Source organism: Streptomyces sp. SPB162 (genome assembly GCF_029504575.1).
In the GTDB taxonomy this organism is placed as follows: domain Bacteria; phylum Actinomycetota; class Actinomycetes; order Streptomycetales; family Streptomycetaceae; genus Actinacidiphila.
Map to the genome: position 1 here is coordinate 2,781,239 of NZ_JAQFII010000001.1, position 12,977 is coordinate 2,794,215.

Sequence of the window (12,977 nt, forward strand, 5' to 3'; positions counted from 1 at the left end):
CCCACGTCCGCGTGACCCTCAGGCCGGCGTGACGGTCAGGCCGGAGCCGAGGGCGGTGCGCCGTACGGCGACCGACCCGTAGGGCGTGCGCAGCCGCAGCCAGGCCCCCGCCGTCAGCAGCGGGAACGGTTCGGTGCCGGCGCCCCGCAGAAACCCCAGCGCCTGTGCCGCGTGCACGGCCCGCATCGGCAGCACCGTGTCCCCGACCGGCCGGGACCAGACTTCCTCGGCGAGCGCGTCCAGCTCCGCCCGCGTCCGCCGCTCCGGCACCAGCACCTCGGTGCGGGAGCGGAACTCCCCCACCAGCTGTCGCGCGGCGGCCCGTACGTCCTCCGGCGCGAACTCCGCGACCCGCTGCCAGCCACCGCGCGGCGGCAGCAGCCCGGCCCACGCGGGGCCGGTCACGGACGGCGGGACCACGACGGCGTCGCCGCCCGTGCCGGTGCCCGCCCCAGTGCCGGAACGCTCCTCGATGCCCTCCAGCAGCTGCCCCGCCGAGACGGTGGCGTCGAGGTCCGGCGACTCGCGGAGCGGGGCGGTACGGACGGCGAGCACCCCGCCGAAGGGCGGCTGGCCGAACACCGCCAGCACCCCCTCCGCGGAGCGCAGCCGCACCACGGCGGCCTTGTCCCAGCGGACCAGCCGGCCCAGGAAGGCGGCGAGGCCCGCCGCCTCCCCGGCACCGGCGATGAGCAGTCGCGTCATGCGGCGACGGCCTCTTCCGCCGCGGCTTCCGCCTTCTTCTGCGGTTCGTCGCGGTACTCCTCCAGGAAGGACCGTTCCTCCGCGGTGATCCGCCGCGGCCGCCCTTCCGCCAGGTTGTACGGGACCACGACCGTGGAGGCCCGCACGTACACGGTCTCCTCGTCCTTGATCTCGTACGCGACGGTCATCGAGGCCGCGCTGATCTTCGTCACCCACGACTCGATGGTCACCGGGGCGTGCCGGTGGACCAGCGGTCGCAGGTAGTCGATCTCGTGCCGGGCCACGACGGACCCGCCCGTGAACGACGCGCTGCCCTCGCCCGGCGCCAGCCGGAACATGAAGTCGATCCGCGCCTCTTCCAGGTACCGCAGGAAGACCACGTTGTTGACGTGCCCGAAGGCGTCCATGTCCGACCAGCGCAGCGGGCAGCTGTAGATGTGCCGGGCCATCAGCCGCGGGTCAGCTTCTTGTAGGTGGCGCGGTGCGGGCGGGCCGCGTCGGCGCCGAGCCGCTCGACCTTGTTCTTCTCGTACGACTCGAAGTTGCCCTCGAACCAGTACCACTTGGACTCACCCTCGTACGCGAGGATGTGGGTCGCGACCCGGTCCAGGAACCACCGGTCGTGGGAGATCACGACGGCGGCACCGGGGAACTCCAGCAGCGCGTTCTCGAGCGAGGACAGGGTCTCGACGTCGAGGTCGTTGGTGGGCTCGTCGAGGAGCAGCAGGTTGCCGCCCTCCTTGAGCGTGAGCGCCAGGTTCAGCCGGTTGCGCTCACCACCGGAGAGGACGCCGGCGGGCTTCTGCTGGTCGGGGCCCTTGAAGCCGAACGCGGAGACGTACGCCCGCGACGGCATCTCGACCTGGCCGACGTTGATGTAGTCCAGCTCGTCCGACACGACCGCCCAGAGGGTCTTCTTGGGGTCGATGTTGGCGCGGCTCTGGTCGACGTAGCTGATCTTGACCGTGTCGCCGATCTTGACCGAGCCCGAGTCCGCGGGCTCGAGGCCCTGGATCATCTTGAACAGCGTGGTCTTGCCCGCGCCGTTCGGGCCGATGATGCCGACGATGCCGTTGCGCGGCAGGGTGAAGGAGAGGTCGTCGACCAGAACCTTGTCGCCGAACGCCTTCGAGAGGTTGTTGACCTCGACGACGATGGAGCCCAGACGCGGGCCCGGCGGGATCTGGATCTCCTCGAAGTCCAGCTTGCGCACCTTGTCGGCCTCGGCGGCCATCTCCTCGTAACGGGCGAGGCGCGCCTTGGACTTGACCTGGCGGCCCTTGGCGTTGGAGCGGACCCACTCCAGCTCTTCCTTGAGGCGCTTGGCGCGCTTCTCGTCCTTGCGGCCCTCGACCTTGAGGCGGGTGGCCTTCTTCTCCAGGTACGTGGAGTAGTTGCCCTCGTAGGGGATGGCGCGGCCGCGGTCGAGCTCGAGGATCCACTCGGCGACGTTGTTCAGGAAGTACCGGTCGTGAGTGACCGCGACGACGGCGCCCGCGTACTTCGACAGGTGCTGCTCCAACCAGTTCACCGACTCGGCGTCGAGGTGGTTGGTGGGCTCGTCGAGGAGGAGCAGGTCCGGGGCCTCGATCAGCAGCTTGCAGAGCGCTACGCGGCGCTTCTCACCACCGGAGAGGGTGGTGACGGGCCAGTCGCCGGGCGGGCAGCCCAGCGCGTCCATGGCCTGCTCCAGCTGTGCGTCGAGGTCCCAGGCGTTCGCGTGGTCCAGGTCCTCCTGGAGCTTGCCCATCTCGTCCAGCAGCGCGTCCGAGTAGTCGGTCGCCATGAGCTCGGCGACCTCGTTGAAGCGCTTGAGCTTGCCCATGATCTCGGCGGCGCCGTCCTGCACGTTCTCCAGGACCGACTTGGACTCGTCGAGCTTCGGCTCCTGCATGAGGATGCCAACGGTGAAGCCGGGCGACAGGAAGGCGTCACCGTTGGAAGGCTGCTCCAGGCCGGCCATGATCTTCAGCACCGTGGACTTACCGGCACCGTTGGGACCCACCACACCGATCTTCGCGCCGGGCAGGAAGCTCAGCGTCACGTCGTCAAGGATGACCTTGTCGCCGTGTGCCTTGCGCGTCTTGCGCATCGTGTAGATGTACTCAGCCAAGAGAAACCGTCCGGCAATCGATGTGTGGGCAGATACACCCCATCTTGCCGCACGTCCACCCCACGGGGCGAACGGGTAGGTCAGGGCCTCGCCACCTGCGCCTTAGCCGCGACGGGGCGACCGGTCCCTGTCGTCCCTAGTCGTCATCCGTCGTCCCCGAGCTCCCTCGGACGGCCCACAGACGGCCCGGGAGGGGCCTGCGGGAGCCACTTCCGATAGCAGGCCAGGCCGCTAACGTTAGCGGCTGCAATAGCGGCCCAAACGGCTCCTGAGCAGGCCACTAGCAGATGGCAGCCCCACCACCCCGAACCGGCTCAGACGCCCTCTGAGGGTCTTCGACGCCTCCCCAGCCGCTATCGCCCTCCCCCGCCGGCCGAACATGCCGCGGCCGGTTTCCGAGCAAGGGCAAGCAGGACCGCCCTCCGGGCGGGCGGTCCTTTCTACTCGCCTGCACACCCCAATACGGCCGTCGAACGCGACTGCGGGGGCGTTTCGGAGCGGGGAGGCGCCGGGGAGGCGCCGGGGAGGCAGGGAGTTCTCCCTGAGTGCCTCCCCGGCCTGCCTCCCCCGGGCTGAACTGCGGAAAGTGCCGTTCAGGGAGGCAGGGAGGCACGGCTCCGGACAGTCTGAAACACCCCCGAAAACGGGTTGTCGACCCTGCCACCTGCCTCCCTCCCCGGCACCCGTCGCGAGAAGCGCGGGCCAGAGAGCGTTTCAGCGGGGGGTTGGATGGGCCCTGTGTGACGGCTCTTAAGCGGGGGACACGGAGTGGCCGGGCAGCTCGCCCCCTGAAAAGCCGTCTGCGCCGAGCGCTCTGCCAGCCGATCCCTGCTAGCCGTCCTAGAGATTTAAGGGGAGACAGTGTCCGTAGCGTCCAGAACACTGTTCGCCCACCTTCTGACCTGCGGAGATCCTGCGGACGCTAAACAATTTGTATAGCGTCCGCCAGCGTCCGCAGTGTCCGCAGTGTCCGCAAGATCCAGACCCCTTAAGAGCATCACCCCAGCTCACAGGCATCCAGGGCGGGAGAGACTGCGGACGCTTCGAACACCAAGCGAGTAGCGCAGCGGTCGGCCAACAGCGCGCGCATGCAAGAAGAGCACGCCCCGGGGGTGCTCTTCTTGCATGTGCGCGCTGTTGGCCAGCGCACGGCGAAGAGACCACCCCGTCCGGCGCGAGTTGGTCTCTTCAGCCCGACTCGCCGCCCCTAGACGATTAGGTCAGAAGGAGGCATCCACCGCCGACCCCGCGTGGGATCAGGCGGACGGCCGGCCCAGTCCGCACACTGCCGAGAGGGCCTACTTCAACACGGTCCCGCCCCTGACTGCTCCCCGCCTCGCTACGGCGAGCGGGTGGCCTTGGAGGAAAGCGTGGATTCGCTGTACAAGGCCCTCATCGCTGCGGCTGTCACCAGCATTCTCAGCCTGTTCGGCTTCGTGATTCAGGACCAGCTCGGGCGCCGCTCTCGGCTCGAACGCCGAAAGACGCTGCTTGAGGACGCAGCGCGTCGGGTTGCCTTCACAACGGATTGGTGGAAGGCGATGGAGCTGCTGAGTCCGCCACCCGACGAACTGACCGAGGCCAGGGCCAGGAGCCTCGCCTGGCTGAACGATGCCTCGACGATCGCCGCCGAAGCCAAGCAACCACCTGTCGCCGAGCGACATCAGCTGTCCCTGAGCAGAATGCTGCTGATCTATCGCTTCGAGCGTCGATCCGCGAACGTCATCCGGCTCTGCTTCTACCTCACTCTGGCCTTCCTCATCATATTCGCGACCGCCATCCCCTCCGACAGCGGCACGAGCTACTTCGCTGACGACTTCTGGGTTTTGGCCGTGTTCGCCCTCTTCGCCCTGATACTGCGCGCGTGGGCGGTCATGGCCGATAAACGTCCTCCGAGCCAGGCCCGGAACCCGACCGCTCCAGGCTCGGGCTGGGGCTCGGGTTGGGGCCCGGACTCGGACTCCTGACCGTCCGCCGCATAAGGCGACATCGTTGCTTTGTGCAGCACTTGCGAAACGCGATGAGGGACCTCGTGGAGTCGGGCCGCGTGACCGCACCTGTCACCCAACCCTGCATCAGACCCCAGCACGCTTCGTCGCGGTTGACCCGGCGGTGACGGAGCATGCGGAACGCTTCCGTCACCGCCGCAGCGTCGACAAGATGAAGCCAGATTCAGGGCTCCGAGCAACGGAGGGGGAAGAGTGGGCAGTGGAACGATTGCTTTGTTCGCTGCGATCGTTGGGGTAACGGGAACCCTGTTCGCGCCTGTGCTCTCGCAGAGGCTCGTTGCTCGGGTTCAGAGAGAGCAGTTCGAGCGACAGCAGCAGCTGACCCATGGGCAATGGCTGCGCGAGCAGGGCCAGTCTGAGCTGGCTCAGAAGCGTGCGTGCTACGTAGCAACCAACGCTGCCTTCCGTCGCTACCGGATCGAGCTCATGAACTTCTTGTGGCACGTTCATCGAGGCGATGTCACTGCCAGAGCGCAGGAGGCGTTGGAAGCAGCACGCCACGGGCACGGCGCGGCCTTCGCCGAGGCGCAGATGATCGCGTCCGCGCCGGTATTGGGAGAGTTGGACATCAACGCTAAGGCTTTGTCTTCGGCCTACCGCAAGATCAAGTACCTGGAGGAAGGTAATCCAGAACCGACCGGCTCCTTCGAGGAGATCGGGGTAGATCTGGCATGGCTCTGGGATCGGTGGAAGGTGATGCGGGGCGTGATGCGTCAGGACTTGGGCATCAACGATGCTGCGACGCCTCCCTCTGGCTGACCACCAGCCAACGGCCTTGGCGCATGTGCCCTGCCACGCGTGAGGGCCTACAGGCGGCCCAGGCGGCGCCATACGGCCCCTTGTGGGGGCTTTATCACAGGTGAGGGGCGGTTTTCCCTGATCGCTGAGCTAGTAACACCCTCTTGCCGCACGTCCACCCCACGGGGCGAACGGGTAGGTCAGCGAGCGGCCGCTCGGGCTCTGCCTGCGGCTTCTCCCGCGTTCTCCCGCCCTGTCCCGCCCTGTCCCGTCTTCTCAGTTGAGCGGGCGGGGAACGGAACGGGGGCGGGACTCCAAGAGTCCCGCCCCCGTCACTTCGGCTGCCGCGGTCGCATCGACCGCTCCAGCCGTTGGCTACTGCCCGCTGCTACTCGGCTGCGGGAGTCGCGGACGCCTTCTTCCGGCGGAGGAAGAAGACCGCGCCGCCGCCGATCACGACGAGCGCGACGGCGATGCCCGCGATCATCGGGGTGGCGCTGCTGCCACCCGTCTGAGCGAGGTCGCCGCCGGTGGTGCCGGTGGTGCCGGTGGTGCCGGTGGTGGTACCGGCCGAGGCCGGGCTGGGCTGGGTGGACGGGGTGGCGCTGGGCGTCGGGGTCGGCGTGCCGTTACCCGTCGCCTTGCAGTCCAGAACACCGGTGAAGGTCTTCGTGGTGCCGTCCGGGAGGGGAACGACGATCGTGTAGCTCGCGTCCTCCTTGGCCGGGACGGTCACCGTCTGGGACTTGCCCGCTTCGATCGTGTAGCTCTTGCCGCCGAGCGGGAAGGTGAAGGGCTTGTCACCCTCGTTGGCGACGGTCACGTCCACACCGCCCGCGGCGCAGTTGACCTTGGCGGAGACGGCCAGGACCGCGCCCTTCGAGGCCCAGGTGGCGGAGGCCGGAGCGGAGACGCTGCTCTCGCTGGAGCCGGCGAGGATCTGGGTCTGCTTGCGGACCTCACCGACCGAGGTGAAGACGCGGCCGACCGGGATCTTGGTGGCCGCTTCGACGACGAGCTTGGTGCCGCCGTCGGCGCTGCCGGCCGGCACGTCGAAGAACAGCTCGGCGCCGTCGGTGACGTTGGTGACCGGCTTGCCGGCCTTGTCGACGACCTTGACGCCGTCAGGCGCGTCACCGGCCAGGCGCACCTTCGCCGAGGCGGCGTTGGTGTGGACGGTGACCGGGCCGAGCTTCTCGCCGGCCTTGCCCGAGACGGCGGTCGGCGTCAGGGAGATCGACGCCTTCGGCTCGGTGGCGACGGTCGCCTTCTTCGCCTCGTCCGTCAGGTAGTCGGCGAGCTTCTCCGCCTTCGGGTTCTTGGCGGTGACGTCCGCGTGGTCCGAGAAGCGCCAGATGGCGACCTGGGTGCCGGTGGCGGCGGTCTCCGGCGTCAGCTTGTGTGCACCCGACGTCTTCGACAGCGCGGCGAGGTCGTTCACCTGCGGGTACGAGTGCTGCAGGATCCAGTTGATCTTGTTCGCGGTGTCGGCGTCGTGCAGCGACGAAGCACCCCAGGAGGCTTCCTGGTAGTTGGCCCCGGGGGCCGTGTGGGTGCCGATGTCGATGCAGTACGTCTGCAGCGTGCCGCCGCCCGTGGCGTCCATGCGGAACAGGCCGGCGGAGACGGTCTGCTTCCCACCCTTGCCGTCCTTGTAGACGGCGTCGCCGAACTGGCCCGGCTGAAGGCCCGACAGGACGGCGGTCGCGCCACCGGCGGCCGGCGCGACGTCGTCCGCGAGTGCGGTTCCCGCGCCGGATATCGCACCAGCGGCGAGCAGACCCGTGACCAGGCCCGCGGCGGCGAGGCGGGCAACGCCTCGCCTCTGAATCTTGAACATGGAACTCCCCTTCGGGCGAAGCCGGGTCGTGAGGGTGGCCTCGCCTGCGGCTCCGAGAGCATCCGAGCCCCCGCAGTACCAAAGGGATCCTAGGAAGCAGAGGTATCCGGGCCACCAACAATCCCCTCCGCTAACCATTTCGAATCGCAATCGTTATGCGATGAAGGGGTAATACCGTGATTGTCGATAAATCCCCTCTCGAGTGCGCCCACATAAAGCGGACAGCACCTAAAGAAATGGGCTGCAATCTGCGGATAACCGGCCGGTTCTGGATATGTCCATCACTCGTGCAGGTGAAATCCCGACCCGGAGACTTGGAGGCCCGGAGACCGTAGACCCCTGGCCCTGGCCTCCGCGCCGGTGCCCGCGAAACCGTCCGGGCACCGGCCTCAGCCCCCGGCCACCACCGCGTACTGCTCGCGCACCTCCCGGTAGCGCAGCAGTTCCGCCGCGACCGGTTCCAGCACCCGCGCCCGGCCGCAGTCCGCCGCGGCGGCCCGCAACCGGCGCTCCGCCAGTTGTCCGTGGCGCCGGGCCGGGCCGCGTGCGGCGATGCGGCAGGCCCAGGCGAGCGCCTGCCCGCCGAGGGCACCGACCGCGAGGAATGTGACCGGCAGCCACCACGAGGCGTCGAGCGAGTCCACCGCGATCGCGACCAGGCACACCGCGCCGGCCACCGCCAGGCTCATCAGCAGCCACTGGACGGCGCCCACCGCCGACCACCAGGCGGGCCGTTCCGGCTCCCCCGGATCCGCCCGGGTCGCCGCCGTGTCCAGCGCCGCCGGCAGTCCCTCGCCACCGCGTCGCGCCGCGTCCCGCACCGCCCGCGCCCACGGGACGGGCAGGCCCAGGGCGGCGTCGTCCGCGAGCGCCCGCACCGCCTCGTCCACGGCAGGACGGGACGCGGCGAGCCCGGCCGACCCACGGGTGCCCATGCCCGCCCCGCCCTGGTGGTCGGCGGTCAGCCGCCCCCACGGGGTGCCGCAGGCGGCCTCCGCGGCCCCCGCCCACGCGCGTTCCGCCGCCTCACGGGCGCCCGTGACTCCCACCGCGTCGGCCAACCGGTCGACGAACTCCTCGCGCGCGGGATCCGTCAGGCCCACCACGCCGTCGCCCACGTACAGCGACTGCAACCGGCCCGCGGTGCGGTCCACATCGGCCGCGAGCCGCCGGTTGGCCGATCCCCGCTCCGCCACGATCTGGCCGAGGCAGGCCCGCAGATCGGGCACGCCGAAACCGTTGAGCGCGGAGACCGCGAGCACCACCGCGCCGGCGTCGCCGTGCTCGCCGACCGCGAGTCCGTCCTCGTCCAGCAGCCGCCGCAGATCGTCGAGTACCTGGTCGGCGGCGTCGCCGGGCAGCCGGTCCACCTGGTTGAGCACCAGCAGCGTGACGTCCGCATGGCCGGCCAGCGGCCGCAGATAGCGTTCGTGCAGCGCGGCGTCCGCGTACTTCTCCGGGTCGAGCACCCACACCACGACGTCCACCAGCCGCAGCAGCCGGTCCACCTCGTCTCGGTGGCCGGGCGCGGCCGAGTCGTGGTCCGGCATGTCCAGCAGTACGAGCCCGGCCAACCGCTCGTCCGTACCGGGCACGCGATCGGCGCCGTCCAGCACACTCCGTCGGGCGTAACGATCCTGTGGGGCGATGCCGAGCCGGTCGAGCAGTCCGGCCGCGCCCGCCGGGTCCCATGAGCAGGAGACCGGTGCGGCGGTGGTCGGCCGGCGGACGCCCGTCTCGGAGAGCTCCAGTCCCGCGAGCGCGTTGAACAGCGTCGACTTGCCGCTCCCGGTGGCACCGGCCAGCGCGACGACCGTGTGGTCGAGCGACAGCCGCCGGCGTTCACCGAGCCGTTCCAACAGCGCTCCGCTCTCCGCCAGTTCGTCCGGGCTGACGCGTGCCCTGGACAGCCCCAGCAGCTCCCCGAGCGCCTCGGCCCGGGCCGCGAGCGGATCGGGGGCGCGCCCAGCCCCGTAGGAGCCGCGCGTCCCCCCGGCGCTGCCGCTGCCGGTTCCGCCGGTTCCTGCCGTGGAAGCCACCGCGGTCACCTCTCCTTCTGCAGTAGGGATAGTGCGGCGATCAGTGACGACTGCTGCCGCGCGGTCACGTCGAGGGCGTCCACGGGCGCCAGCCGCCGTTCGCGCTCACCACGCAGCAGTTCGGTGACCCCGTCCTCCAGCCGCTCCCGCGCCCGGTCGCGCATCCGCAGCGCGGCCTGCGCCCCGACGGTGTCCGCGAGCCGTTCGCCGGCCCCGCTCCCGCGCCGGCCGCCGAGCAGGACGGTGGCCAGCAGCGCCGCCGCGTCCTCCGGGTCGGCGGCGGCGCGGTCCGGGCCGCGGGCGGCCCGCACCTCGGCGTACGCGAGGTCGGTGAGACCCTCGCGCCAGGCCGTGACCGCGGCGTCGATCCGGTCCGCGGCCGCCGCCCGGTCCGGGCGCATGTCGGGTTCCGCGAGCAGCGCGGCCCCCGCGCGGTCCCGCCGCCATCCGGCGGCGACGCGTTCGTCGGCCGCGTCGATCTCGGAGCGCAGCAGCGCCGCGAGCCCGTCGGCCAGCGCGGACTGCAGCGCCTCGCGCCCGCAGTACGGGTACTCCAGCCAGCGCGCCAGCGCCTCGCCGGCCAACGGCACCCCGGCCGCCACCGCGCCGTCGATCCGTTCCGCCGCCTCCGCGTAGGCGTCCTCCACGCCGCGGGCCAGCCGTACCGCCGCCGCGTGCTGGACAGCGGACGCGGCGGCCAGCGCCGGCATCCTGGTGCGCATCGAGTCCAGGACACCGACCGCGGTGCGGTGTGCCGCCCGGCGGCGGGCGGCGGGGTCCTCTGCGTTGTGCGCCAGCCACTGGCGCAGCGCGGCGACCGCGGTCCGCGGCAGCAGCCCGCCGGCCCCCGCCGATTCGGGCAGCTCCGGAACGGTGAACCGCGGTACGTCCCCGAGCCCGGCCTTCGCCAGCAGCGCCGCGTAGTGCCGCCCGACGTCCTCGGCGATCTGGTGCGGCACCCGGTCCAGCACGGTGGCCAGCGTGACGTTGTACTCCTTGGCGGTGCGCAGCAGGTGCCAGGGCAGCGCGTCGGCGTACCGCGACGCGGTCGTGACCAGGATCCAGATGTCCGCCGCGCAGATCAGCTTCGCGGCCAGCTCGCGGTTGCGCGCGACCAGCGAGTCGATGTCGGGGGCGTCCAGCAGCGCGAGCCCCCTGGGCAGCGCGTCGTCGATCTCCAGCCGCAGCAGTTCGCCCTGCGCGCCGCCGTCCTCGTCCTCGTCCCGCGTCCCCGGCCGCGCGGACCAGGCCCGCGCCAGGCCCGGCAGGACCCGCGAGTCGGCGAACCAGGCCCGGTCCGCGGGGTGGCACACCAGCACCGGCGTGCGTGTCGTGGGCCGCAGCACCCCCGCCGCACTGACCCGACGCCCCACCAGCGAGTTGACCAGCGTGGACTTCCCCGCCCCCGTCGATCCGCCGATCACCGCCAGCAACGGCGCTTCGGGGGTCCGCAGCCGGGGCGCGAGATAGTCGTCGAGCTGCGCGATCAGCTCCTGGCGGGTACGGCGGGCCCGTGCGGCTCCGGGAACAGGGAACGGAAACCGCGCGACGTCGACACGGTCGCGCAGCGCGGACAGCGCGTCGAGCAGATCAGGCCGTACGTCCAAGATCGCCACACCGGCAGAATGCCCCATTTTGGCGCATTTTTGAAGCGTATACCGCCCAGTTCACACCTTTTCAACCCGCACGCACCCGATACGGTGCCCATGGTGCCGGCGAGACCGGGGCATAACGAGTGCACAACAGCCGTCGACTGAGGCGGAAAAAGCGGTGCAGCATTCCTACCTGCCTGCGATTATCGGACCGCTTCACTGAACCTCCACAACGTGTCACGGAGGTGAAGCAACCGGTAGCCGGTCCACCGCGCCCTATCCTTGACCCCGGCCAGGTCACGGAACCACCCAGGGGCGGAGACAGCCGCGGCCACTGTCCGGCCCCCATAGCTCAGTGGATAGAGCAGGTGCCTTCTAAGCACTTGGCCGCAGGTTCGAGTCCTGCTGGGGGCACCACAGCACCACCCGCCCGGCGTACGCCCAAGGGGAAACCTTTCCCCAGGTCAGCGCCGGGACGCCGCAGCGGATACGCCCCGGGCACCAACCGCTCCTCAGGGCAAGTGCCTGGCGGCTGCGCCCGGCTGTGACCGGGTTCCCGCGGGTGGCCGCGGCGAATACGCGGCGAAGTTCTGACGCGACCACTCCTGGCCATGGCCGGCAGGTAGGGACCCCAGCTTCGCTCCACGGCAAGGGCGCCGCTCGGGCGGAGCATCGCCTCCGCAGTCCGTGTCCCGGCACGCGTCGACCCCGCCCGTCGCCATCGACGCCGTGCTCGAGCCCTGCTACGTTCCCGCACCCCATCGCGTGAGCCGATCTACCGCGCCGGAGGGGGCTTTGCCTGTCCAGCCCACCTGGCCCGGCGACCCGGCGACAGGGCGACCCGGCGAGCTACGGCGGGGCCATCCCACTCTTGCCGTAGCGGAGATCAGCCGTCTGGCGACGACATCTGCTTGGTTGTCGGAGAAGCCGCCTTCTGCAGTTCTTCACCTTTACTGTCGACGAGTCGAGTGAACAATTGTTGCGAATACCCGAAAATTACCGCGTAGGCAAGTATCTGCCATTGCGACTCCAAATGGATGCCGGGCGCCGCGAAGAGCAGTAGCAGCCCGAGAACGGCCGTGATGCCACCTAGGGAGACCTTCAAAACCGCCTGTGCGACATGAACCATGTAGGGGTCTTCGACACTCCGGGAGCGAGACAGTGAGACGACGGCCGACATCGCCGCGCCGGCCGCTCCGATCAGTTCGACGATGAAAACATCGCTTGGGTTGCTGCTACTTCCCAGTGGGCATATTTCGCCCACCCCGTTCAACGCCTTCGTGCATGTCAAACTGGAAGGCCAGCTCGCATCAATGAAACCCAGGAGAAGAGTCAAACCCATCAGCACGAAGGCCGCAACAAGCAATATCTTGTTGAACTGCCGGAGGCGGCCACGCGTGAATCCATTAGTTACATACGCCCCCCGCAGTGCACCCTCTATCCGATAACGGCCGGCCCCTTTGTCCGGCCCTGTCCCAGCCGCAACGTTAGCCGGCACAATTCCAGCCGGGTCTGGGTGCTTTGCGTCGTACTGGGCCGGATCCTCGAGATATTGGCGTCGTGGGTCATCGACAGGCAGGTAATGCTGGACCGTGTCCCGGATTCTGGGAAGCTCCCCCGCAAACATGGCATCCGGTAGCAGGCCGACCAGGGCGGTGTCAGCCGCCTGCATGCGAGAGATGGCCATGTCCGCATATCCCGGGTATCGCCAAAGCTGAAGCCCTTTAGTTTGCGCAGCCTGTATGGATCTCGTTGCGTTATATACAACACTGTCATACAGGAGTTTGTATTCTTGGGCTGTATCTCCTACAACGTCTTCCGTTTCCGGGTCAATCTGGCCACCTCGGACGGCTATGGCCATTCTTGCCTGATTGATCATCCAATCCGATCGATTCTCACACGAGACACGCCATCTCGAGGACGCGAAGCTTTGAAAAGCAC

At 69.4% G+C, this 12,977-nt stretch carries 9 protein-coding genes and 1 tRNA gene; 3 read left to right on the forward strand and 7 right to left on the reverse strand.

Annotated features, from left to right (window positions below):
* Window positions 1-18: 18 nt before the first annotated feature.
* From M2266_RS12720 to ettA, 3 genes are read right to left on the reverse strand one after another with little or no spacing between them, the layout of a single operon-like run.
* Complete coding sequence (locus tag M2266_RS12720) at window positions 19-705, reverse strand: hypothetical protein (protein WP_277438302.1); 687 nt, start codon at window positions 703-705, stop codon at window positions 19-21.
* Window positions 702-1,154, reverse strand: a complete 453-nt coding sequence (locus tag M2266_RS12725; RefSeq protein WP_277438303.1) for a thioesterase family protein — start codon at window positions 1,152-1,154, stop codon at window positions 702-704. The genes M2266_RS12720 and M2266_RS12725 overlap by 4 nt, the downstream gene beginning before the upstream one ends.
* Window positions 1,154-2,818 (reverse strand): energy-dependent translational throttle protein EttA, encoded by a 1,665-nt coding sequence (gene ettA, locus M2266_RS12730; protein ID WP_277438304.1) that lies wholly within the window; start codon window positions 2,816-2,818, stop codon window positions 1,154-1,156. Before ettA ends, M2266_RS12725 begins: the two co-directional genes overlap by 1 nt.
* A gap of 1,370 nt (window positions 2,819-4,188) precedes the next feature.
* Between ettA and M2266_RS12735 the strand changes: the two genes are divergently transcribed.
* Both M2266_RS12735 and M2266_RS12740 read left to right on the forward strand, forming a co-directional pair.
* Complete coding sequence (locus tag M2266_RS12735) at window positions 4,189-4,785, forward strand: hypothetical protein (protein ID WP_277438305.1); 597 nt, start codon at window positions 4,189-4,191, stop codon at window positions 4,783-4,785.
* Window positions 4,786-5,019: 234 nt separating this feature from the next.
* Window positions 5,020-5,586 carry a hypothetical protein gene (locus M2266_RS12740; RefSeq protein ID WP_277438306.1) on the forward strand — a complete coding sequence of 189 codons (567 nt, stop codon included), beginning with the start codon at window positions 5,020-5,022 and terminating at the stop codon, window positions 5,584-5,586.
* 367 nt (window positions 5,587-5,953) lie between these two features.
* Here the strand turns inward: M2266_RS12740 and M2266_RS12745 are convergent, their stop codons facing one another.
* The 3 genes from M2266_RS12745 to M2266_RS12755 form a co-directional block, all read right to left on the reverse strand.
* Window positions 5,954-7,405 (reverse strand): thioester domain-containing protein, encoded by a 1,452-nt coding sequence (locus M2266_RS12745; RefSeq protein WP_277438307.1) that lies wholly within the window; start codon window positions 7,403-7,405, stop codon window positions 5,954-5,956.
* Window positions 7,406-7,794: 389 nt separating this feature from the next.
* Complete coding sequence (locus M2266_RS12750) at window positions 7,795-9,444, reverse strand: GTPase (RefSeq protein ID WP_277438308.1); 1,650 nt, start codon at window positions 9,442-9,444, stop codon at window positions 7,795-7,797.
* A gap of 5 nt (window positions 9,445-9,449) precedes the next feature.
* Window positions 9,450-11,060, reverse strand: a complete 1,611-nt coding sequence (locus tag M2266_RS12755; protein WP_277438309.1) for a dynamin family protein — start codon at window positions 11,058-11,060, stop codon at window positions 9,450-9,452.
* Window positions 11,061-11,377: 317 nt separating this feature from the next.
* Here M2266_RS12755 and M2266_RS12760 point away from each other — a divergent pair.
* Window positions 11,378-11,453 (forward strand) — tRNA-Arg (locus M2266_RS12760).
* Window positions 11,454-11,922: 469 nt separating this feature from the next.
* On the opposite strand, the gene M2266_RS12765 is transcribed toward M2266_RS12760, so the two are convergent.
* Window positions 11,923-12,723, reverse strand: a complete 801-nt coding sequence (locus M2266_RS12765) for a hypothetical protein (protein WP_277438310.1) — start codon at window positions 12,721-12,723, stop codon at window positions 11,923-11,925.
* Window positions 12,724-12,977 lie beyond the last annotated feature (254 nt).